The 23,255-nt window shown below is 36.9% G+C and carries 22 protein-coding genes, 1 tRNA gene, 1 pseudogene and 1 riboswitch; of the genes and pseudogenes, 17 read left to right on the forward strand and 7 right to left on the reverse strand.

Annotation, left to right across the window (positions count from 1 at the left end):
• Window positions 1-17 precede the first annotated feature (17 nt).
• Complete coding sequence (locus M1F91_RS00965; RefSeq protein ID WP_247912246.1) at window positions 18-2,297, reverse strand: Xaa-Pro dipeptidyl-peptidase; 2,280 nt, start codon at window positions 2,295-2,297, stop codon at window positions 18-20.
• A 170-nt stretch (window positions 2,298-2,467) separates the two neighbouring features.
• Between M1F91_RS00965 and mutY the strand changes: the two genes are divergently transcribed.
• The 4 genes from mutY to M1F91_RS00985 all read left to right on the forward strand — a co-directional run bounded on the left by mutY (window position 2,468) and on the right by M1F91_RS00985 (window position 6,550).
• Window positions 2,468-3,622 (forward strand): A/G-specific adenine glycosylase, encoded by a 1,155-nt coding sequence (mutY, locus tag M1F91_RS00970; protein WP_247912247.1) that lies wholly within the window; start codon window positions 2,468-2,470, stop codon window positions 3,620-3,622.
• A gap of 70 nt (window positions 3,623-3,692) precedes the next feature.
• Entirely contained in the window at window positions 3,693-4,397 is a 705-nt protein-coding gene (gene yycF, locus M1F91_RS00975) for a response regulator YycF (RefSeq protein ID WP_235084093.1), read from the forward strand.
• On the forward strand, window positions 4,390-5,739 hold the full coding sequence (vicK, locus tag M1F91_RS00980) for a cell wall metabolism sensor histidine kinase VicK (protein WP_006150645.1): 1,350 nt from the start codon (window positions 4,390-4,392) through the stop codon (window positions 5,737-5,739). The genes yycF and vicK overlap by 8 nt, the downstream gene beginning before the upstream one ends.
• A 1-nt stretch (window position 5,740) precedes the next feature.
• A complete protein-coding gene (locus M1F91_RS00985) occupies window positions 5,741-6,550 on the forward strand; it encodes an MBL fold metallo-hydrolase (protein ID WP_006150622.1) in 810 nt (269 codons plus the stop codon).
• A gap of 36 nt (window positions 6,551-6,586) precedes the next feature.
• Here the strand turns inward: M1F91_RS00985 and M1F91_RS00990 are convergent, their stop codons facing one another.
• The gene (locus M1F91_RS00990; protein ID WP_006150616.1) at window positions 6,587-6,934 is read right to left on the reverse strand and encodes a thiol reductase thioredoxin; all 348 of its coding nucleotides are present in this window, start codon (window positions 6,932-6,934) and stop codon (window positions 6,587-6,589) included.
• Between the two features lie 108 nt (window positions 6,935-7,042).
• Window positions 7,043-8,761 (reverse strand): phospho-sugar mutase, encoded by a 1,719-nt coding sequence (locus M1F91_RS00995; RefSeq protein ID WP_247912248.1) that lies wholly within the window; start codon window positions 8,759-8,761, stop codon window positions 7,043-7,045.
• A 243-nt stretch (window positions 8,762-9,004) separates the two neighbouring features.
• Between M1F91_RS00995 and M1F91_RS01000 the strand changes: the two genes are divergently transcribed.
• Both M1F91_RS01000 and abc-f read left to right on the forward strand, forming a co-directional pair.
• Complete coding sequence (locus M1F91_RS01000; RefSeq protein ID WP_247912249.1) at window positions 9,005-10,243, forward strand: DUF4352 domain-containing protein; 1,239 nt, start codon at window positions 9,005-9,007, stop codon at window positions 10,241-10,243.
• 76 nt (window positions 10,244-10,319) lie between these two features.
• Window positions 10,320-12,221 carry a ribosomal protection-like ABC-F family protein gene (gene abc-f, locus M1F91_RS01005; RefSeq protein WP_247912250.1) on the forward strand — a complete coding sequence of 634 codons (1,902 nt, stop codon included), beginning with the start codon at window positions 10,320-10,322 and terminating at the stop codon, window positions 12,219-12,221.
• Window positions 12,222-12,264: 43 nt separating this feature from the next.
• Here the strand turns inward: abc-f and M1F91_RS01010 are convergent.
• The 3 genes from M1F91_RS01010 to M1F91_RS01020 all read right to left on the reverse strand — a co-directional run bounded on the left by M1F91_RS01010 (window position 12,265) and on the right by M1F91_RS01020 (window position 13,328).
• A tRNA-Arg gene (locus M1F91_RS01010) sits at window positions 12,265-12,336 on the reverse strand.
• A 106-nt stretch (window positions 12,337-12,442) separates the two neighbouring features.
• Complete coding sequence (gene mscL / locus M1F91_RS01015; protein ID WP_247912251.1) at window positions 12,443-12,823, reverse strand: large conductance mechanosensitive channel protein MscL; 381 nt, start codon at window positions 12,821-12,823, stop codon at window positions 12,443-12,445.
• 70 nt (window positions 12,824-12,893) lie between these two features.
• Window positions 12,894-13,328 (reverse strand): GtrA family protein, encoded by a 435-nt coding sequence (locus M1F91_RS01020; protein WP_247912252.1) that lies wholly within the window; start codon window positions 13,326-13,328, stop codon window positions 12,894-12,896.
• Between the two features lie 28 nt (window positions 13,329-13,356).
• A riboswitch (PreQ1 riboswitch) is annotated at window positions 13,357-13,453 on the forward strand.
• Here M1F91_RS01020 and M1F91_RS01025 point away from each other — a divergent pair.
• From M1F91_RS01025 to M1F91_RS01070, 10 genes and pseudogenes are all read left to right on the forward strand, one after another.
• Window positions 13,430-13,816, forward strand: a pseudogene (locus M1F91_RS01025) (queuosine transporter QueT). (Overlaps the previous riboswitch by 24 nt.)
• Before the next feature lie 115 nt (window positions 13,817-13,931).
• Window positions 13,932-14,348, forward strand: a complete 417-nt coding sequence (locus M1F91_RS01030; protein WP_247912253.1) for a hypothetical protein — start codon at window positions 13,932-13,934, stop codon at window positions 14,346-14,348.
• A gap of 90 nt (window positions 14,349-14,438) precedes the next feature.
• Window positions 14,439-15,236, forward strand: coding sequence for a formate/nitrite transporter family protein (locus M1F91_RS01035; RefSeq protein WP_247912254.1), 798 nt, complete (start codon window positions 14,439-14,441; stop codon window positions 15,234-15,236).
• A gap of 80 nt (window positions 15,237-15,316) precedes the next feature.
• On the forward strand, window positions 15,317-16,591 hold the full coding sequence (locus tag M1F91_RS01040; protein WP_247912255.1) for a DUF2130 domain-containing protein: 1,275 nt from the start codon (window positions 15,317-15,319) through the stop codon (window positions 16,589-16,591).
• Between the two features lie 9 nt (window positions 16,592-16,600).
• Window positions 16,601-17,044 (forward strand): GNAT family N-acetyltransferase, encoded by a 444-nt coding sequence (locus M1F91_RS01045; protein ID WP_247912256.1) that lies wholly within the window; start codon window positions 16,601-16,603, stop codon window positions 17,042-17,044.
• A 31-nt stretch (window positions 17,045-17,075) separates the two neighbouring features.
• The gene (locus M1F91_RS01050) at window positions 17,076-17,879 is read left to right on the forward strand and encodes an alpha/beta hydrolase (RefSeq protein WP_247912257.1); all 804 of its coding nucleotides are present in this window, start codon (window positions 17,076-17,078) and stop codon (window positions 17,877-17,879) included.
• 3 nt (window positions 17,880-17,882) lie between these two features.
• The gene (gene truB / locus M1F91_RS01055; RefSeq protein ID WP_247912258.1) at window positions 17,883-18,761 is read left to right on the forward strand and encodes a tRNA pseudouridine(55) synthase TruB; all 879 of its coding nucleotides are present in this window, start codon (window positions 17,883-17,885) and stop codon (window positions 18,759-18,761) included.
• A gap of 194 nt (window positions 18,762-18,955) precedes the next feature.
• Window positions 18,956-19,447, forward strand: coding sequence for a DUF536 domain-containing protein (locus M1F91_RS01060; RefSeq protein WP_004252719.1), 492 nt, complete (start codon window positions 18,956-18,958; stop codon window positions 19,445-19,447).
• Between the two features lie 69 nt (window positions 19,448-19,516).
• Window positions 19,517-20,107 carry a 3'-5' exonuclease gene (locus M1F91_RS01065; protein WP_247912259.1) on the forward strand — a complete coding sequence of 197 codons (591 nt, stop codon included), beginning with the start codon at window positions 19,517-19,519 and terminating at the stop codon, window positions 20,105-20,107.
• 8 nt (window positions 20,108-20,115) lie between these two features.
• The gene (locus M1F91_RS01070) at window positions 20,116-21,879 is read left to right on the forward strand and encodes a glycerophosphodiester phosphodiesterase (RefSeq protein WP_247912260.1); all 1,764 of its coding nucleotides are present in this window, start codon (window positions 20,116-20,118) and stop codon (window positions 21,877-21,879) included.
• Window positions 21,880-21,925: 46 nt separating this feature from the next.
• Here the strand turns inward: M1F91_RS01070 and M1F91_RS01075 are convergent, their stop codons facing one another.
• On the reverse strand, window positions 21,926-22,225 hold the full coding sequence (locus tag M1F91_RS01075; protein WP_142557396.1) for a YbaB/EbfC family nucleoid-associated protein: 300 nt from the start codon (window positions 22,223-22,225) through the stop codon (window positions 21,926-21,928).
• Window positions 22,226-22,545: 320 nt separating this feature from the next.
• Here M1F91_RS01075 and M1F91_RS01080 point away from each other — a divergent pair, with 320 nt between their 5' ends.
• Window positions 22,546-23,253 carry a 2-C-methyl-D-erythritol 4-phosphate cytidylyltransferase gene (locus tag M1F91_RS01080; protein ID WP_247912261.1) on the forward strand — a complete coding sequence of 236 codons (708 nt, stop codon included), beginning with the start codon at window positions 22,546-22,548 and terminating at the stop codon, window positions 23,251-23,253.
• Window positions 23,254-23,255 lie beyond the last annotated feature (2 nt).

Consider the following 23,255-nt stretch of genomic DNA (forward strand, 5'->3'; position numbering starts at 1 on the left):
GTTTTCTGTTTTACTAACTATTTTTGATATGGGATTTCCAGACTAGATTGCGCAAGGTCTACTGTTAATTGATAATCAGTATTGTCACGAACAGTAATTTCAAAGTCAGTAGTATAAAGAACGAGTCGGGTTGTATCGCCTTTTCTTAGTTTATAAATAGTTGGTTGGAGTTCAAATTGGAATTCCATCCATTTATCTGGTTTAACTTCTTCAATTTTTAATAAATCATGACGATTTTGGAGGTTGAGGTAGCCTTTGGTGATAACACGTTGGGCATTTGGGCTAAATGGTAGTTCGCAAAGGTTTTCCAGCATATGGTAACGACCATTATCAATAGTACGAGCAGCTAAGACTCCAGGATAAGGTTGAAGGTATTTCTTTTGACCGAGTTCGAGAAGTTGAGCAGAGAGAAGACCTTTATTGGTACTTGACTTGAGACGAAGGTTTAGTTTAACACGACCATTGATATGAAGATCTTCAGTCACTGGAAGATCAATGGTAATCTGATTCACCTTACCTTGATAAAGTTCATTGTTAAAGGTTTGGTAGGTCTTTCCAAATCGTTCGAAGTCAGAATCTTGGTAATGATTTTCAATGACAGCTTCCTCAGTACCTAAAGAGAAAGTTTTATGGTCAGTTTGATTTCCAAAATCTTCAAGTGACAGCCAAGTTTGAGGAGCAGTATTATCTTGCCAAACGACTTTTGGAAGTTGGTAGTCAGTGTTTTGACCCAATAATTTCTGCGTCAAAAGGGCATTCATGGATTCACGGAAATCAATAGACTGCCAGTTGTTCATATAAACGTGGGCGCCATTATGATAAAAGAGATGCTTCTTAATATTGCTTGGAAGAGCATTGAACATTTGATAGACATGAAGAGGTTTTACATTCCAGTCTTGTGAACCGTGGGTAAAGACAACTTCAGCTTTAACCTTTTTAGTATTAAGAAGGTAGTTTCTGTCATGCCAAAATTGATTATAATCTCCAGTTTTACGGTCTAGATTCTTCTTGAGTTCTTCTATGGATGCTTTATGAGCCTCGTTTCCACGAATAAAGTCACCAGCTAAGAGATTACGAGAATAAGTTAATTCATCTAATGAATCGAAGTCCTCTCCAGGATAGCCGCCTGGGCTTGTCACAAGACCATTTTCACGGTAGTAGTTGTACCAAGAAGAAATACCAGCTTCTGCAATAATAACCTCTAAACCATCGACTCCTGTGCTAGCAAGACCATTAGACATTGTTCCTAGGTAAGAAAGACCTGTAGTTGCCACTTTACCGTTTGACCAATCAGCTTTTACATGACGTTTACGACTATGATCCGTAAAGGCACGACAACGACCATTTAGCCAATCGATAACATTCTTATAAGCTTCAACTTGACGGTAATCTCCATTGGTCATTAAACCTTGTGAATCTTTGGTACCAAGACCTGATACGTAGATATTGGCAAATCCTCTTGGAAGGAAGTAGTCGTTAAGTGTGTAGCTGCTATTGATATGAGTGAGTTTTTCTTCAGCTTCAGAAACAAGTCCAGCATCCCCAACGGGTTCAACCAAGTCTAGGGTTGGATTTTCTAACGTAATTTCATGTGGTTCCTTGACTTCTAGTTCAGCTTCCATCTTATAGAGAGCCTTATCGCTTGCTTTGTCATTGGTTCCTTGATGGTATGGACTTGCTGTCATGACAGCTGGAATCTTTCCATTATAGGCTGGACGAATGATATTTACCTTGATGAGGTCAGGTAGACCATCTTTATCAGAATCAACACAAGTCTCTACATAAACTACTTCACGAATGACATTATTAGTATTGAAGGTTGCTAAACTCTTGCCATTGAAGTAGTGATAGTTATTGTCCTCAGGAATAAGACCATCACTAACTAACTGATCGATAAGGGTGTTCCCTTTTTTAGTGCGTGTATTTAAAAGCTGGTAGAAATTGTCGATTAAATCTCCGTAAACGATCGGAAACGCTGTTTCTTTGTGAAAAGCAAGAGCGTCTTCAAAGTCAATAAAGTAACTGAATCCAAGCAATTGAAAGGCAACAGTGTAGAAAATTTCTGCTGTCAATTCACGGTCTGAATTGAAGAAAGTAAGTAAATCTGTTTCTTTATCAACTGCTAAAGTAGTGAGGGGATAATCCGTATTTTTATAATTGAAAAAACAAGTCCTAACAAAAGTCTCAAACTGTTCTTTATGTGAAGCTGAAAAATCAAGCTTGAATCCAAGCTCAGATAATTCCTGTAAAGCTTGTTGGTTTGTAACGGGATAATAACTAAATTGATTAAAACGCATGGACATCTCCTTTAAAGATTCATTCAAAAGTCATTATATCAAAAAATCATAGAAAATAACAGAAAGAGTAGAGATATGACTTATAGTCAGCTATGATAAGAGAGCTGATACCAAAACAAGGACAATTTTCATTTTTTGAGTATCCTATAAGGATATGCTATACTAGATATATGTTAGATTTGGAGAAATATGGTGTGATCATGTGGGAAGAGGACAAGATTCTCTCTTTCCGTCAAAAATTATTAGACTGGTATGATGAAAACAAGCGGGATTTACCTTGGAGACGGAGCAAAAATCCTTACCATATCTGGGTGTCTGAAATCATGTTGCAGCAGACTCGAGTTGATACCGTCATTCCCTATTATGAACGTTTTTTAGACTGGTTTCCGACCGTAGAAAGCTTAGCAAACGCTCCTGAGGAACGCTTACTAAAAGCCTGGGAAGGACTTGGCTATTATTCTCGTGTCCGCAATATGCAAACAGCCGCTCAACAGATTATAAATGATTTTAATGGAGATTTTCCTTCAACTTACGAAGGTATTTCAAGCTTGAAAGGGATAGGTCCCTATACAGCTGGAGCTATTTCAAGTATTGCATTTAATCTAGCACAGCCTGCAGTTGATGGGAATGTCATGCGTGTTTTGGCTCGTTTATTTGAAGTCAATCACGACATTGGTAATCCAAGTAATCGCAAGATATTTCAAGCCATGATGGAAATTTTGATTGATCCAGAACGTCCAGGTGATTTCAATCAAGCCTTGATGGATTTGGGTTCAGATATTGAGGCACCCGTTAATCCGAGTCCAGAAGATAGTCCAGTTAAAGATTTTAGTGCTGCCTATCAAAATGGAACAATGGATCGCTATCCTATAAAAGCGCCAAAGAAAAAGCCAGTTCCTGTCTATTTTAATGCTTTAGTTGTTCAAAATGCTAAAGGACAGTTTTTACTAGAAAAGAATGAAAGTGAAAAGTTACTTGCTGGATTTTGGCATTTTCCCTTAATAGAGGTCGATGAATTTTCTAAGATTGAAGAACTAAATCTCTTTAATCAGGTAGCTGAACCATCTATTCAACTTGGGCCATCACCGCAAGAAAGTTTTGAGCAGGATTATGATTTAGAAGTTGAGTGGCAGGATATTCATTTCGAAGAAGTCAAACATATCTTTAGCCATCGAAAGTGGCATGTACGAATCTTATCCGGGAAAGTAGTTGATAGCAAAGAATATAGTGATAAAGAGGTAGTTTGGTTAACTCCTGAAGAGTTTGACCTCTATCCACTAGCAAAACCTCAACAAAAAATTTGGCAAGCATATTTAAAAAGATAGGATAATACCAGTCTTTCGTGTCTTCTTTGCATTTTTTTGGTATAATTGATATAAGGAAAAAGGTGACTATATGAAAAAAATATTGATTGTAGATGATGAAAAACCAATCTCAGATATTATTAAGTTTAATATGACCAAGGAAGGTTATGAGGTTGTTACAGCCTTTAATGGACGCGAAGCCATCGAATTGTTTGAAGCTGAGAAACCAGATATTATTATCTTGGACCTGATGCTTCCAGAAATTGATGGTCTGGAAGTGGCTAAAACGATTCGCAAGACAAGTAGTGTTCCAATTATCATGCTTTCAGCAAAAGATAGCGAGTTTGATAAGGTTATCGGTCTTGAGCTTGGAGCTGATGATTATGTAACAAAACCATTTTCAAACCGTGAGCTACAAGCGCGTGTTAAGGCTTTGCTTCGACGTACTGATTTAATAGCAGTGGAGAACCAAGAAGAAGATACAAAATTACAAAGTCTTCAAATTGGGGATTTAGAGATTCTTCCGGATGCTTATGTGGCGAAAAAATATGGTGAAGAATTGGATTTAACTCATAGAGAGTTTGAGTTATTGCATCACTTAGCTTCTCACCTTGGTCAAGTTATTACCCGTGAACACCTTCTTGAAACTGTTTGGGGTTATGATTATTTCGGTGATGTTCGTACTGTTGATGTTACCATTAGACGTCTACGTGAGAAAATTGAAGACACACCAAGCAGACCTGAGTATATCTTGACTCGTCGTGGTGTGGGTTATTACATGAGAAATAATGATTAATATAATTAAACAAACGATTCTGACAAGAGATTTTATCTTTGTTCTCATTTTAATTGGATTTATCATGCTCGTGAGTTTTCTTTTGCTTGAAGGTCGAAGGGATAATATCCGTCTCAAACAGTTAAATCAAAAGGTTAAAGATTTAATTGCCGGTGATTATTCCCAAGTACTGGATATGCAGGGGAATAGTGAAATCACTAATATCACGAATAACTTAAATGATTTGTCAGAAGTTATTCGTCTGACGCAGGAAAACTTAGAGCAGGAAAGCAAAAGGTTGCATAGTATCTTGTCATACATGACTGATGGTGTCCTTGCAACTAACCGTCGAGGCCAAATCACTATGATTAATGATATGGCTAAAAGACAACTTGGGGTAGAAAGTGATGAAGCTCTAAATCAGAATATACTTGAGTTACTTAAGATTGAGGATGAGTACGAACTTAGAGACTTGATTACACAGAGTCCAGAATTGATGATTTATTCTCAAAATGTCAATGGAGAGTATATCAGTTTACGTGTTCGTTTTGCCCTCATACGAAGAGAATCAGGCTTCATTTCAGGGCTTGTAGCTGTGCTTCATGATACGACTGAGCAAGAAAAAGAAGAGCGTGAGAGAAGACTCTTCGTTTCAAACGTTAGTCATGAGTTACGGACTCCATTGACTAGTGTAAAATCTTACCTGGAAGCCTTGGATGAAGGAGCTCTTTCAGAACCAGTTGCACCAGACTTTATTAAGGTCTCGCTTGATGAGACCAATCGTATGATGCGTATGGTGACAGACCTCTTACATCTATCACGTATTGATAATGCAACCAGTCATTTAGATGTTGAATTGATTAACTTTACAGCTTTTATTACTTTCATCCTGAACCGTTTTGACAAGATTCGAGCCCAGGATGAGGAAAAGAAATATGAGATTGTTCGAGATTATCCGATTACATCTGTCTGGATTGAAATTGACACTGATAAGATGACTCAGGTTATTGATAATATTCTTAACAATGCTATCAAGTATTCTCCAGATGGTGGGAAAATTACGGTTAGCATGAAAACCACTGATGACCAGATGATTTTATCTATTTCAGACCAAGGTCTAGGAATTCCTAAAGAAGATTTACCAAAGATTTTTGACCGTTTTTATAGGGTTGATAAGGCTAGAAGCCGTGCCCAAGGTGGTACTGGTTTAGGGCTTGCTATCGCTAAAGAAATCGTCAAACAACATAATGGATTTATTTGGGCTAAGAGTGAATACGGTAAGGGTTCAACCTTTACCATTGTACTTCCTTATGATAGAGATGCTGTGAAGGAAGAAGTATGGGAGGATGACGTAGAAGACTAGAATGAGTGAAACAGGCTTTAAATATAGTATTTTAGCATCGGGTTCTAGTGGGAATTCCTTCTATCTAGAAACCCCTAAGAAAAAGATTTTAGTAGATGCCGGCTTATCCGGTAAAAAAATCACAAGTTTATTAGGTGAAATCAATCGTAAACCAGAAGATTTGGATGCGATATTAATCACGCATGAACACACGGATCACATACATGGTGTTGGAGTTTTAGCGCGTAAATATGGCATGGACCTCTATGCCAATGAGAAAACTTGGCAAGCTATGGAAAATAGTAAGTACTTAGGTAAAGTTGATTCTTCTCAAAAGCATATTTTTGAAATGGGAAAAACCAAAACATTTGGAGATATTGATATCGAGAGTTTTGGTGTTAGTCACGATGCAGCGGCTCCACAGTTTTATCGATTTATGAAGGACGATAAGAGTTTCGTCATGCTGACAGATACAGGTTATGTCAGTGACCGTATGGCTGGTATCGTTGAAAATGCAGATGGCTACCTTATCGAGTCAAATCATGATGTAGAAATTTTGCGAGCTGGATCTTATGCTTGGCGACTCAAACAACGGATTCTTTCTGACCTCGGTCACCTTTCGAATGAAGATGGTGCAGATGCAATGATACGTACACTTGGTAATCGTACCAAAAAAATCTACTTGGGACATTTATCAAAGGAAAACAATATCAAGGAGCTTGCCCACATGACCATGGTCAATCAGCTAGCTCAAGCGGATCTCGGTGTAGGAGTAGATTTTCAAGTTTATGATACGTCTCCTGATACCGCAACACCATTGACAGATATATAAAAAAAGAAGGCAAATGCCTTCTTTTTATTATGCTTTTTACAAACCAGCAAATTCTTTGATTTCTTGTGCAGACATAGAAGAATCACAACGAACCTTGATTTCTCCGTTAGCAACATGTACGAATCCAGGTACTGTAGGGATTTCATAACGTGAGCGGAAGTCTTGCAATGCATCGAGCTGGCTTGGTTCTTCGCTGTTGATGAAGTAGATGTGTGCTTTTGTTTCGGCAACGACACCAGCCAAAGTTCCGGCAAATTTACGGCAGTAAGGACAAGTTTTACGTCCAACAAAGAAAGTTGCAGTTTCTTTGTTATCAAGGGCTTCTTGAGCACGCGCTACAGTTGTAACTTCAAGATCTTTAATATCTTCTAAGAATTGTTCCATGAGTTTACCTCGCTTTCATTGATAAATCTAGTATGCCATAAAGTTTTTAAAAATGCTTAGATTTGATACGAAAAAAGATGAGATGGTCTATCTCATCTTTTTAAGTTGTTATTTTACAAAAGCGTTGATTTCAGCTTCAATGTTTGCAATTTTGGTTTGTGAATCTTCATTGCTTTCACCAACCACTGCAATATAGAATTTAATTTTTGGTTCAGTACCTGAAGGACGAACAGCAATCCAAGAACCATCCGCAAGTGTGTATTTCAAGACATCACTTGGAGGAGTAGTCAAAGCAGTAACAGTACCATCTGTAGCAGTAGATGTTTGCGCTTTGAAATCTTCAACAACAGTAATTGCTGTATTATTGAATTCTTTTGGACCATTGTCACGGAACTTAGCCATGATTGCCTTGATCTGCTCAGCACCATCAACACCTGAAAGGGTAACAGAAATTGTCTTTTCAGCATAGTAGCCGTACTCTTTGTAGATTTCTTCGATACCATCTGCAAGAGTCAAACCACGTGAACGGTAGTAAGCTGCAAGTTCAGCAACGACAAGAACTGCTTGGATGGCATCTTTATCACGTACGAATGGCTTAATCAAGTAACCGAAGCTTTCTTCAAATCCCATCATGTAAGTGTGATTGTGTTTTTCTTCGAATTCTTGAATTTTTTCAGCGATAAATTTGAAACCAGTCAAAACGTTGAACATAGTTGCGCCGTAGCTTTCAGCAATCTTCGTTACCAAGTCAGTTGAAACGATAGATTTACATAGGGCTGCATTTTCAGGAAGAGTTCCAGCGTTTTTGTGAGCTTCCAAGATGTATTTAGCCATGATAGCACCGATTTGGTTACCTGAAAGGTTGAGGTAGCTACTATCTTTTTGAAGAACTTCAACACCAACACGGTCAGCGTCTGGGTCAGTTGCAACAAGCACATCAGCCCCTACTTGGCGACCAAGTTCTTCTGCAAGTGCAAAGGCTGCTTGGCTCTCTGGGTTTGGAGATTTTACAGTTGAGAAGTCTGGGTCTGGAGTTGCTTGAGCTTCAACGACCTGAACAGAGTCAAATCCTGCTTGAGCAAGAGCGCGACGAGCCAACATTTCACCAGTACCATGGAGTGGAGTGTAGACAATTTTCATGTCCTTACCAAATTCTTCAATTAAGGCAGGGTTGATGTTGACATCTTTTACTTCTTTGAGGTATTCAGCATCAATAGCTTCACCGATAACTTCAATCAAACCAGATGCTTTTTCAGCTTCAACATCAGCAACTTCAACTGCAAATGGATTGTCGATAGCACGGATGTAGGTTGTCAAAGCATCCGCATCGTGTGGAGGCATTTGTCCACCATCTTCACCGTAAACCTTGTATCCGTTAAACGGAGCAGGGTTGTGGCTAGCTGTAATCATGATCCCTGCAAAACAGTTGAGGTGACGAACAGCAAATGAAAGTTCTGGAGTTGGACGGAGACTTTCAAAGACATACGATTTAATACCGTGTTTTGCAAGAACTGCAGCAGATTCAAAGGCGAATTCTGGAGAGAAGTGACGGCTATCGTAGGCGATGGCTACACCACGTTCTTTTTCATTTCCACCTTTAGATTCAATCAAACGAGCCAAACCTTCAGTTGCTTGGCGAACCACATAAATGTTAATGCGATTGGTACCTGCACCAATCAATCCACGCATACCAGCAGTACCGAATTCAAGGTTTGTGTAAAAGGCATCTTCTTTTGTTTTTTCATCCATGCTTTCCAAATCACGACGAAGGTAATCTGGTAGATCAGCAAAATCAGCCCATTTTTGGAAGTTTTCTTGATAAGTCATTGAAATTCTCCTTATTTGTTATTAGTATTAACCGTTTACATTATAGCATTTTTTAAAGTTTTAGTAAAACGTTAGCATGACCTATATATATGAATTTTAAAAATTTAATCAAACAAATGTAATAGATGAAAATTCTCCTTATTATAAAAATTTACAATATTTTTAAAGCGATTTCCTGTTTCTAGTTTGAAATTTTTTAAGTGTATGGTACAATAAAATAAATAATAAAAGGAGTTTTCTATTATGAAAAAAGTTCTTAAGCACTCAGCTTTAGTTTTAACTGCTTTAGCATTGGTAGCTTGTGGAAATAGTAAAAAAGCAAGTGACAATGGTACTGCATCTAATTCAAACTTTGAAGTTTCTGTTAAAGACGGTATGTATGTTCTTCCTAAAGATGAAGATTCAAATTCACACTACCTTGCTCTTCAAGTAGAAATTAAAAATAATCGTGATAAACAGTTTAGCTTTACTAGCCATGATATCACGCTTTATAACGAAAAAGACGAAAAAGTTGAACCAATTAATATTTATGAGTCAGACAGTAAAACTAAATTTATGTCATACGGAGATAGCATCTCTAAAGGCAAGAGTGTTGCTGGTTATGTAGTTTATGAAGTTGATAAAGATGCAAAATATGAACTTCACTTTGCCCCAAGCTTTTACGATGATGTAAAAGAAAATCAAAAAGGTAAAAATGACGTAGCTATCAAGGTTGATCCAAGTCAATACGAAGACACTATTGATGAAGCCAAAGAAGCTATGAAAAAATATGTTGATGCTGTTTACCTAGATGGAGAAAACACTGGTGGTGCATCAAACGTAAGCTTTACTAATGATAAAACTCAAATCGTCGCACTTGAAGATAAAAAATCGGACAACAAGAAATCAGACGATAAGAAATCTGAAGAAAAGAAAGATGATAAAAAGTCTGAAGACAAAAAATCAGATGACAAAAAATCTTCAAACGATTCTGATGTGATCACAAATGACGTGAAGGCTGATAGAGAAGAATTTATCAAGAAATTCATCGAGTCATTCGGTAAAGGATTCTACAACTACAAACCTTCTGATTCTGAACTTCGTACATTTGCAGAAGCATATATCAAAGCAAATGCAAAACGAGCAAAAGTTGATTACAAAGTAAAAACTTACTTGCCAGACTATGCAGTTATCTATGTAAGACCTGAAACAATCGACTTGGATAACTTGAATGTCCATGAATTGAGCCGTAAATTCTATGAAGAAAACAAAGGTAAATACAGTAGCTACTCAGAAGCTATGAAAGCTGGTGAGAAGTACATTTTAGAAAACGCACCAAGTCAATTTGATTCAACTCCTCTTGATACTAGCGATAATATGCAAAAAGAAGGATACGAAATCAAGATGACTAAGAAAGACGGTAAGTGGACAATCGACACATCTTCTAAGAACTATAACTTAAAAGATATGGCACGTACATTCCGTGGTGGTATCGGTTATTAATATCTAAAAGTTCGAGTTTAAAGCTCGAACTTTTTTTTGAATTGTTAAAAACACAAAAAGATAGTAAAATAGTTACATGATTATTTTACAAGCTAATAAAATCGAACGTTCTTTCGCAGGCGATGTTCTATTTGAAAATATTAATCTACAAGTAGATGAAAGAGATCGTATTGCTCTCGTTGGGAAAAATGGAGCAGGTAAGTCGACGCTATTAAAGATATTAGTCGGGGAAGAAGAGCCAACTTCAGGTGAGATTAATAAGAAAAAAGATATTTCCCTTTCTTACTTAGCACAGGATAGTCGATTTGAATCCCAAAATACTATCTATGACGAGATGCTTCACGTCTTTGACGACTTACGTACTACAGAGAAACAACTTCGCCAGATGGAGCTAGAGATGGGGGAAAAGACTGGTGCAGAACTTGATAAGCTCATGTCTGACTACGATCGTTTATCAGAAGAATTCCGTCAGGCTGGAGGTTTTACCTACGAAGCTGATATTCGCTCTATTTTAAATGGTTTCAATTTTGACGAGTCTATGTGGCAGATGAAAATTGCCGAGCTTTCTGGAGGTCAAAATACACGTTTAGCTCTGGCAAAAATGTTACTTGAAAAACCAAACCTTTTAGTTTTAGATGAACCAACTAACCACCTGGATATTGAAACCATTGCCTGGTTAGAAAACTATCTGGTTAATTACAGCGGTGCCCTCATTATCGTCAGTCACGACCGTTATTTCCTCGATAAAGTAGCAACCATAACGCTCGACTTAACCAAACATTCTTTAGATAGATACGTAGGGAACTACTCAAGCTTTGTGGAGCAGAAAGAGCAGAAGTTACTGACTGAAGCTAAGAACTACGAAAAGCAACAGAAGGAAATTGCTGCTTTAGAAGACTTTGTTAACCGAAATCTCGTTCGAGCATCGACAACCAAACGTGCCCAATCTCGACGTAAACAACTGGAAAAGATGGAGCGTTTAGATAAGCCTGAAGCTGGGAATAAATCAGCCAATATGACCTTTCACTCTGATAAAACATCTGGTAATATTGTGCTGACAGTTGAGAATGCTGCTATTGGATATGATGGAGAAATATTATCAGAGCCTATCAACCTCGACCTTCGTAAGATGAATACCGTAGCAGTTGTAGGTCCGAATGGGATTGGAAAGACAACCTTTATCAAGTCTATTGTTGATCAGATTCCTTTTATAAAGGGTGAGAAGCGTTTCGGTGCAAATGTTGAAGTTGGCTACTATGACCAAACTCAAAGTAAGTTGACACCAAGCAATACAGTTTTAGATGAACTTTGGAATGATTTTAGATTGACGCCAGAAGTGGAAATCCGAAATCGTTTAGGCGCCTTCCTTTTTTCAGGTGATGATGTCAAGAAATCAGTTGGCATGCTTTCAGGTGGAGAGAAAGCTCGCTTGTTACTGGCTAAACTATCAATGGAAAATAATAACTTCCTGATTCTTGACGAGCCTACCAACCATTTGGATATTGATAGTAAGGAAGTTCTGGAAAATGCACTGATTGACTTTGATGGTACTCTTCTATTTGTCAGCCATGACCGTTATTTTATCAATCGTGTCGCTACACATGTTCTGGAATTGTCCGAAAATGGTTCGACCGTCTATTTGGGTGATTATGACTATTATGTTGAGAAAAAAGCAGAGTTGGCAGCTAGTCAAGAGGAAGAAGCGGTAGCTTATAGCCAAGAAAAAGAGGCTTCTCCAGTTAATGACTATCAAGCCCAAAAAGAGAGTCAAAAAGAAGTTCGTAAGCTAATGAGACAAATTGAAAGTCTTGAGATAGAAATCGAAGAATTAGAAAATCAAGCCCAAGCTATTTCTGAACAAATGCACACTACTAATGATGCGGATGAACTCATGCAATTGCAGGCAGAACTAGATAAGATTAGTCAGCGCCAGGAAGAAGCTATGCTTGAGTGGGAAGAATTGTCGGAAAAAGTTTAATAACAAAAAAGCAACGGCACCGTTGCTTTTTCGTTTATATCTATCCACCCTGAGGGAATCGAACCCCCATCTCAAGAACCGGAATCTTACGTGATATCCATTACACTAAGGGTGGAAACTCTCATCATTATATCAAAAATAGGAGTTTTACTCAAGACTAAAACCAATATAAAAAGAGGAAGAAAAAAGGATTTAGACAATATCTAAATCCTTTTACATTTTTATTTTTTTTCAAGAAGTGCTTTGATTTCTTGAAGAACTTCCAATTCAGTTGGAGCTGCTGGACCTTCTTCAACAACTTCCTCTTTCTTACGAAGGTTTTGAGCTTTTTCAATAGCTTTAATCATGAAGAAGAGAACAGTACCAATTACAACGAAGTTTATAACAGCGCTCAAGAATTTACCATATGTAACACCATTCCATGCAAGCTCAGCAATGTTTTTTACATTCGCAGCTTCCAAGGCTGGGTTCAATAGAAGTGGAGTGATGATATCATTAACAAATGAATTGATGATAGCACCAAAAGCAGTGGCGATGATCACACCGACAGCAAGGTCAACGACGTTACCACGGAGCAAGAAATCTTTAAGATCCTTTAACATAATCTTTTTCCTTTCGAAATTTTTCAGTCTAAATTATATCGTAAATTTATATTAAATGCAAGAAAAGTGCTTATTTATTTTTAAAAACAAAAAGCTTACTAAAAACGTAGTTGAGAACCACCATCGTAACCTGCGCAATGAAGATTTCAACTGTATTAATTGTATTAATATCATTTCCAACAAAGTAACCAATAATTTGTGGGAAGCTAGTTACAAAAATAAAAGTTAGTAGAAGATCTAATAAAAAGGTGATAAGTCTTGCAGAGGTAAATTTGATTAATCGATTAAACCAGTTTTTTCTTTGTTGCTTAAATACAAATGTGTCATTTGTAAAAAAGGCAAATAGGATTCCAGCAATATTTCCCAAGGCAGTCGCAACTAACTCTTGGTGAGTAAGATAAAAAATGACGATGCGGACAAATATTGATACTACGGTAGTTGCAACTCCGAAAAATAGATAGGATAAAATCTCGTTATCAAAGAATTTTTTTATATATGTTTTCATAAGATTAGTATAGCATAAAGCTGAAAAATGTTCTATACTTGTAAAGTTTACTTGTTCAACTCTTGGTGCTTAGCTCTTTCACCAAGCATATTAGACGCGGGATAGCCACTAAAGGAGAAAACAAGAAAAAACTTACTGTCCGTGATTTGGCTGACATTGCCATTGTCGCAGCAGTATTAAAAGAGCTATGACTGACTGTTAGTGATTTATATCGAGGATCAACTCTTGTCTTCCTAAGCTTAGGAGTTTGGTTGTTCAGTAAATATAGTAAAGACTATCTTTTTAATGGATTGATTCGTAAAGATCATTTCTTCTTTTCAATTCTATTTTTAATTTCAATGATCACCATTGCTGCTGAATTGAACATTGTAGCAGAAGCACCATTCTTCTTTACATGGTTCACTACTGGTATCGGAGAATTCGCTTCACTAATTGTCGGTGCAATTATCATTGGTAAAATTGGTCAACGTATTGATTTGACTAGATAAAGATATCTTATCAACCATTCGTAAAAAGGGCTGAACTTTGTTCAGTCTTTTTCTTTGCCTATACAGTAGATGCCCATTAAAAGTGGTATAATAGGGGAGAAAAGGCGGTTTAATTATGATAGATTATTTTTTGATTGGGATAAAATCGATGATGAAAAGCTCGGTTTTGGTTTTTGCTATTTCCTTTGTATCCTTCCTTCTTTTATTGATTCTTTGGCGTCGTTATGTCATTGTGCGTCAAAGTGGTGGAAACTATTTTGCCCCGTTTCATATTGCTAAGGGAAGATTTTATATCCATAATGCTTATGTTTTTAGAAAGCGCATTATACCACTCAATAATATTAAAAAGATTGAGGTCCATTTTATTCCAAGTGTTAAATTGAATGGAGCTAGATATTTTTTGACTATCGAACAAAAGAGCGGAAAATCTCTAGCCTTTTTCTTTGGAAAATCAAAAGAGAATGATCAACTAGTCAATAACTTAAAGAATGAAACAAAAAAATACAATATCAAGATCCGTATTTTAGAATAATAGGTTTTAATTTTTTAAAATTTCAGAAAGCCTTTCCATAAAGTTGATTTTATGTTATAATATTCACAAATAAAAGTTTTAGGAGTTTATATGGTCTCATCAGAATTTATTTCAAAAATCGAATTTGCTTGTAAGAAAAAGGAAAGTCTTTACAGTCAAAGTAAATTCAAATATGCAATTCGCTCAATGTTTGCTGGTGCTTTCTTAACTTTCAGTACAGCTGCTGGAGCTGTTGGTGCTGACTTGATCAATAAAATCGCTCCTGGTAGCGGACGCTTTCTTTTCCCGTTTGTTTTTGCTTGGGGATTGGCTTATATTGTCTTCTTGAATGCTGAATTGGTAACGTCAAACATGATGTTCTTAACAGCAGGTAGTTTTTTGAAAAAAATTAGCTGGAGAAAAACAGCTGAAAATCTTCTATATTGTACTTTTTTTAACTTAATCGGTGCCCTTATCGCTGGTTGGGGATTTGCTCATTCAGCAGCGTACGCTAATCTAACACATGATAGCTTTATTTCTGGAGTTGTAGAAATGAAGTTGGGTCGCTCTAATGAACTAGTTTTACTTGAAGGTATTCTAGCTAATATCTTTGTAAACATCGCCATTCTTTCATTTGTTTTAGTTAAGGATGGTGGAGCAAAACTTTGGTTGGTTCTATCAGCTATTTACATGTTTGTATTCTTAACAAATGAGCACATCGCCGCAAACTTTGCTTCATTTGCGATTGTGAAGTTCAGTGTTGCTGCTGATTCAATCGCGAACTTCGGTATTGGAAATATTCTTCGTCACTGGGGTGTAACCTTTATTGGTAACTTTATCGGTGGTGGTTTACTGATGGGATTGCCTTATGCCTTCTTAAACAAGAACGAAGATACATACGTAGATTAAAAGTTGGATTGATTCCAACTTTTTCTTTTTGTTTTTCCATGCTATAATGAATGTAGTAATGTTAAATACAGAGGAAAATCATGAACGAAATTAAATGTCCAAATTGTGGGGAAGTTTTTACAGTTAATGAAAGCCAATACGCTGAGCTGATTTCTCAAGTTCGAACAGCAGAGTTTGATAAAGAATTGCATGACAGAATGAAGCAAGAGTTGACATTGGTGGAGCAAAAGGCCTTGAATGAACAACAGGCAAAACTCGCTCAAAAGGATCAAGAAATTGCCCAGCTACAAAGTCAAATCCAAAACTTCGATACAGAAAAAGAATTGGCCAAAAAAGAAGTAGAGCAAAGTGCTAGTCAAAGTCTGTTAGAGAAAGAAAAAGAAGTTCAAGCTCTTGAGAATCAATTGGCTACCTTGCGCTTAGAGCATGAAAATCAACTACAAAAAACTCTTTCTGATCTTGAAAAAGAACGCGATCAGGTTAAAAATCAGCTTCTTTTACAAGAAAAAGAAAACGAGCTTTCTCTTGCTTCGGTGAAACAAAACTATGAAGCGCAACTTAAGGCAGCTAGTGAGCAAGTTGAGTTTTACAAGAATTTTAAGGCACAACAATCTACAAAAGCTATTGGTGAAAGTCTAGAACAGTATGCAGAGAGCGAGTTTAACAAGGTTCGTAGTTTTGCCTTTCCAAATGCTTATTTTGAAAAGGACAACAAGATTTCAGCGCGTGGTTCTAAAGGAGATTTTATCTTTCGTGATTTTGATGAAAATGGGCTAGAATACATTTCTATCATGTTTGAGATGAAAAATGAAGCAGACGGAACTGAGAAGAAGCACAAGAATGCAGACTTCTACAAGGAGTTGGACAAGGATCGTCTTGAGAAGAACTGTGAGTATGCCGTATTAGTGACTATGCTTGAGGCTGATAATGATTACTTCAATACTGGAATTGTTGATGTCAGCCACGAGTATGAGAAGATGTATGTCGTGCGTCCTCAGTTCTTTATCCAACTGATTGGTCTCTTGCGTAATGCGGCTCTTAACTCTCTAAAATACAAGCAGGAGTTAGCACTTATCCGAGAACAAAACATTGATATTACCCATTTCGAGGAAGACTTGGAAGCTTTCAAGGTAGCCTTTGCCAAGAACTACAATTCAGCATCTGTAAACTTCGGTAAGGCTATTGACGAGATCGACAAGGCTATCAAACGGATGGAAGAAGTCAAGAAATTCCTAACAACATCAGAAAACCAACTCCGCCTCGCAAACAATAAGTTGGACGATGTTTCTGTTAAAAAATTGACTCGGAAGAATCCAACTATGAAAGCAAAATTTGAATCACTGAGGGGGGAATAGGAGGATCCTATGCAGATACGAAAAGTAACCATGAAAGATGCTGAAGCTCTACTGTCTTTATACGATGACTTGGGCTATCCAACGACCGCTTCTAGGCTGTCTCGACGTTTAGAAAAGATTCTTTCTCAACCACATTATGGCTGTCTTCTAGCTGAAAGAAACGGAGAAATTTTAGGTTTCTTAGGTTATGCAAAGCTCTTCTTTTTTGAAGCAGATGGATCTTACTATCGTATTTTAGCTTTGTCAGTTGCAAAAGAAACAAGACGACAAGGAATTGCTAGTAGGCTAATCGATGAATTGAAAAAACAAGCGGTAAAAGAAGGAGTTAATGCGCTGGCTCTAAATAGTGGATTAACTGCTGAACGAAATGCTGCACATCAGTTTTATCAGGCGGTTGGATTTGAAAAAGTGACTGCTGGCTTTGCTCTGCATTTAAAAAGTCAACATGAATAGATCATGAAAAAATAGTAGAGGGAACGAAGTAATGTCTTCAACAAAAGGGAAAACCTTATATTTTAATGATAAGAGCATGGATTATGTGACCTTTGGTAAAGGAAAGCAACCATTAGTCATCATACCAGGTTTGGGGGATGGAGTGCAGACAGTCAAGGGCATGGCTCAAATGCTAGCTTTAACTTACCGAGAATTTGCCAAGGTTTATAAAGTTTATGTTTTAAGTCGCATTAATGAGTTACGAGAAAACTATACAACACGAAATATGGCAGCCGATGTAGCACAAGCTATGGATTTATTGAAATTAAAAAGTTCTGCCGTCATGGGGATTTCACAAGGTGGAATGATTGCCCAATGGCTAGCTGTAGATTTTCCAAAAAAAGTTGAAAGATTGATTTTGACTGTTACAACTGCGAAACTGAATAGTTTTGGTAGGGAGCGAATTACTCACTGGCTTGAGTTGAATCAGACAGATAGCTATAAGGAACTAATGTTGGATATTGCTAGTCACTCTTACACAACTAAATCCTCCAGAAAAATCAAATATCTTTATCGAATAATGGGAATCTTTGGTCGTATTAAAGATAAACAACGTATTGATATTCAGTCTGTATCTTGTTTGAAACATGATAGTCTAGATTTTTTGGAAAAAATCAACTGTCCTACGTTAATCATTGGAGCAGAAAAAGATGATGTTCTTGGCGTAGATGGTTCGCTTGGATTGCATCAGCATATCAAAGATAGCCAGCTCACCATTTTGCCAGAGTATGGGCATGCACTCTATGAACAGAATAAGGATTTCCAAAAAAGAGTTTTAGTATTTTTAGAAAGTTAATAAATGAACGGTATTATCAACTTAAAAAAAGAAGCAGGGATGACCTCGCATGATGCGGTTTTTAAGCTGCGTAAGATTTTAGGAACTAAAAAAATCGGTCATGGTGGGACCTTGGATCCGGATGTTGTGGGTGTTTTACCTATTGCGGTTGGTAAGGCGACTCGTATGGTAGAGTTCATGCAGGATGAGGGTAAGGTCTACGAGGGGGAAATCACTCTGGGATATTCTACAACGACCGAGGATGCTAGTGGGGAAGTTGTCGCAGAGACTCCTGTTTTGTCGCCACTGGATGAAAAGCTTGTCGATGAAGCCATTGCCAGTCTGACAGGGCCGATTACTCAGATTCCACCAATGTTCTCGGCTGTCAAGGTCAATGGTCGCAAGCTCTATGAGTATGCGCGTGCTGGTCAGGAAGTTGATCGTCCAGAACGTCAGGTGACCATTTATAGTTTTGAAAGAACCAGTCCCATTTGCTACGAGGATAAACTTGCTCGTTTTACCTTCCGTGTAAAATGTAGCAAGGGAACCTATATCCGTACCTTATCGGTTGACTTGGGAGAGAAGCTTGGTTATGCAGCTCACATGTCTCATCTTACACGGACTAGTGCGGCTGGTTTACAATTAGAAGATTCCTTGACCTTAGAAGAGATTGCAGAAAAAGTAGAGGCTGGTGAATTAGACTTTCTCCATCCGCTTGAGATTGGTACAGGGGATTTAGTAAAAGTAAACTTGACTCCTGAACAGGCAGATGAAGTCCGTTATGGTCGTTTTATTGAGTTAGAGTGTAGCGAGAAGGAAGTTGCCGCTTTCGAAGGTGAGAAGTTACTTGCTATTATGGAGAAACGTGATCATCTCTACAAACCAAGAAAGGTTTTCTCTTAAAATTATACTGAATAAACGATTTTTATCTACTAGTCTAAAGATGAGATATTCTCATCTTTTTAAAATATTAGCCGATAAATAGTTTTTACATTTTATGTCTTAAAAAACCATTGAAAATACAGTGTTATTTGACAGTTTTGCTTACTTATGATAAGATTTAATTTAAGAAAAGCTAGAGAAAAATAGAGGATATTATGAGTATTGAAATGACTGTCAGTGAGATTGCTGAGGTCTTGGGACTATCCCGACAAGCAATCAATAATCGTGTCAAAGAATTACCAGAAGAAGACATTACAAAAAACGACAAGGGTGTTACTGTTGTTACTCGCAGTGGATTGATCAAACTTGAAGAAATCTACAAAAAGACTATCTTTGAAGATGAACCGGTTAGTGATGAAGTTAAGCAACGAGAACTCATGGAAATTCTTGTTGATGAAAAGAACGCTGAAATTATTCGTCTTTATGAGCAATTGAAAGCTAAAGATAAGCAACTGGCTGAAAAAGATGAACAGATGCGTGTCAAAGACCGCCAAATCGCTGAAAAAGATAAGCAATTGGACCAACAACAACAGTTAACTCTTCAAGCTATGAAGGATCAAGAAACACTTCAGTTGGAGTTGGATCAAGCTAAGCAAGAAGTTCAAGCATCGAAGAAAGGCTTCTTTGCTCGCTTATTTGGCAAATAAGAAAAAACTGCTTGGTTTCTAGGACTAGACCAGGTGGTTTCTTTTTACAAATCAATAAGGATTGATAAAATGGAAACATTACGAGAATATATCTCATTTGATTTAGAATTCAATAAACACCAGGATAAGACTCATTTGATTCAAGTATCAGCAGTGCATTTTAAAGAAGGTGAAGAAGTAGGAGTATTTGACTCTTATGTCTACACTGATGTTCCTTTGAAGAGTTTTATTAATGGTTTGACGGGGATTACTTCAGAGACATTGAAAGGCGCACCAAAGGTAGAAGAAGTCCTGCAAAAATTTCAAGATTTTGTTGGTAACTTGCCTCTAATTGGTTATAATGCAGCAAAAAGTGATTTACCAATTCTACTAGAGAATGGATTTGACTATAGACATCAATATCAAGTTGATGTCTATAATGAAGCACTGGAGAGACGTAGTTCTGATCTTCATGGAATTGCTAATCTAAAATTACAAACTGTGGCTAATTTTCTGGGTTTTAAAGGGCAATCTCATAATAGTCTAGAGGATGCTCGTATGACTGCTCGAGTGTATGAAGCTTTTCTGGAGTCAGATGAGAGTAGACTGTTACTCAATTCTCAGACTAGTCTCAATTCGAATCCATTTGGTGCCTTAGATTTATCACAACTTTTTGATTAGGAGTTTTTATGAAACCTGAAAAACCGAAAAAATTGGGTTTTAAAAAGATTTACCTTAATCTAGATAAAATCCTCTTTCTATTCTTTCTAATCTTTATGTTGGTCGACTATATCTGGTTGCCACTAAACTCAGTGATAGCTGGATTTTTACTAAGTCAGACTGGATATTTGTTTATTTCCTACAACAATATTTTTGAGATTATAAAAAACGCACCCATAGTCAGTCTTGGCTTCGTAATCTTAATAGCCATCAATTTACTGGTAGCCTATTTTCAACTTAGTATTCTCTTTATTGGAGCTCGCCACCTCCTATATCACGAAAAAAGGACTCTTATAGAATATAGTCGAAAAGTATTTCGTGAAAGCCTTGCTTTTATGAAGAAGATGACTATTTCAAAAGCTTTGTTTATCTTTTTATTTGTAGCAATGCTATTTCCTTTTATCAGGAAGATATTTAAGATTTATTATTTCAATAAAATCGTTATACCAGAGTTTATTCAAACCTACATGGAAGATAAGTACTGGATGTGGTGGGTAGCCATTATTATCTTATCACTCTTATTCTTCTATGTTTCTGTTCGCTTGATGTTCACTCTACCTAAGGTCTTTTATGAAAAGATGACGGTCAAGGAAGCGATCATTTATAGTTTGGATAAAACTAAGAATTTCTTTTGGTTTTATGCTTGGCATTTATTCTTAATTATTGTAAAAACCAATCTATTCTTCTATCTTCCTCTCATCCCTTTACTGTCAATTCAGTATATAGTGGATAGCCTTACTCAGAGAGAATCTCTACTCCTTGCTATTTGCAACTTCGTTCTTATCAAGAATTTCCACTATATGGCACTGACCTATTTCCTTGTGAAATTTACGTCCTTCTTAACGGGAGAAGAACTTGACATTATGCCAAGGCGAGAGAAGGACCATATCATGAGATGGGGGGTCATGGTTTGTGCAAGTATTTTCTTTGCGATTGAAGGCTATAATTATCTGGAAGCTCCTGTAGTCAATCCACCGCTTGTGATTTCACACCGTGGTGTATCGAATGGAAATGGTGTCCAAAATACAGTAGAATCCTTAGAAAAGACAGCGCAGTTAAAACCAGATTTAATCGAGATGGATATTCAGGAGACTAAAGATGGTCAATTTGTTATGATGCACGATGCTAATCTTAAAGGCTTAGCTGGTATTAATAAAACACCACAGGATTTTACTTTAGAAGAGTTAAAGCAGATTGACATTCATGAGAATGGTTATGAGACAAAGATTTCAAGTTTCGATGATTATCTGACTCGTGCAAATGAATTACATCAGAAACTTCTCATTGAGATTAAGACCAGCCACAAAGATAGCCCGCAGATGATGGAACATTTTCTTGAAAAATACGGTGCAAAAATTAAGGTTTATGGTCATCAAATGCAATCCTTGGATTATAAAGTTATTGAAAAAGTGAGAGAGTATGACACAGATATTCCTGTATACTTTATTCTTCCCTATAATTCTGTATTTCCTAGAACGGTTGCTACAGGCTACACAATGGAGTATTCTACTTTAGATGAATACTTTGTGACGAAACTATGGAATACTGAGCAAAAACTCTATGTATGGACAATCAATAGTTCGGAATCATTTAATAAGTCTTTTCACCTAGGAGTTGACGGAATGATTACGGATGACTTGGAAAGAATAAAAGAAGAACTAGTAACGGCTCAGGAAGACCCTGAATATAGTGACTTATTGCTAAATAAAGCAACTGAGTTCTTTGCTTATTAACATAAATTAAAAGAGGCTGTAAACCAGCCTCTTTTTGAGAATATAATTAAAATGGTAACTTACCAGCAAATGCTCCAAGTTTCTTTTTAGTAGTTTCATCAATTTGTTCAAGAGCAGCATTGAGCGCTTGAACAGTCATATCTGAAAGTGTTTCAATATCTTCAGCATCCACAACTGCAGGATCAAAATCAATTTTTACGACTTTTTTATCACCTGTTAAGGTAGCAGTTACAAGGTTTTGAGCAGAAGTCCCAACAAATTCTGTGGCAGCCAATTCTGCTTGGCTTTGTTCCATTTGTTTTTGAAGTTTTTGAGCTTGACGCATCATGTTTTGCATATTCATCATGGCGGTAGTTAGCTTCCTTTTCTTTTATTTTCCATTTTATTTTAACAATTTTAATTGGAAAAGTCTAATTAAAATTTCAGGATCTCTATTCATATCAACCATTAATTTAAGGTTTCTTTAAGCTTTCTATATTATTCTGAAGAACTCTATTTTAATCGAGAAATAAAAATGCAAGGATTAAATTTTTTTATGTTCAAAGCCTAAAGTGCTCTCGCCATCAGTTTCTAAATGGAGAGAACTAGTATTTATTTCAAGATAATGCTAGATTATGATATAATAGTAAAGAATGAGTTTTTAAAACAAACCAAAGGAGTATCAAAATGATTTACGCTGGAATTTTAGCAGGTGGAACCGGCACGCGCATGGGTATTAGTAACCTACCCAAACAATTTCTTGAGTTGGGAGATCGCCCAATCTTAATTCATACAATTGAAAAATTTGTCTTAGAGCCAAGTATCGAAAAGATTGTGGTTGGAGTTCACGGAGACTGGGTGACACACGCAGAAGATTTAGTTGAAAAATTCCTTCCACTCCACAAGGACCGTATCATCATCACAAAAGGTGGGGCGGACCGTAATTCTAGTATTGAAAAAATTATTGAAGCTATCGATACTTATCGTCCAATCACTGAAGATGATATCGTGGTCACACATGACTCAGTTCGTCCTTTTATCACACTTCGAATGATTCAAGATAACATTGCTCTCGCGCAAAATCATGATGCTGTTGACACAGTAGTTGAAGCCGTAGATACCATTGTTGAAAGTACAAACGGTCAGTTTATCACAGATATTCCAAATCGCGCTCATCTATACCAAGGACAGACTCCACAAACCTTCCGTTGTAAAGACTTTATTGATTTGTATGGTTCTTTATCAGCAGAAGAAAAAGAAATTTTAACAGATGCATGTAAAATCTTTGTCATTAAGGGTAAAGATGTAGCCTTAGCAAAAGGTGAATATTCAAACCTTAAAATTACGACAGTTACAGACTTGAAGATTGCTAAAAGCATGATTGAGAAAGACTAAAG

The sequence above is a fragment of the Streptococcus sp. oral taxon 431 genome (assembly GCF_023110115.1).
GTDB lineage: Bacteria > Bacillota > Bacilli > Lactobacillales > Streptococcaceae > Streptococcus.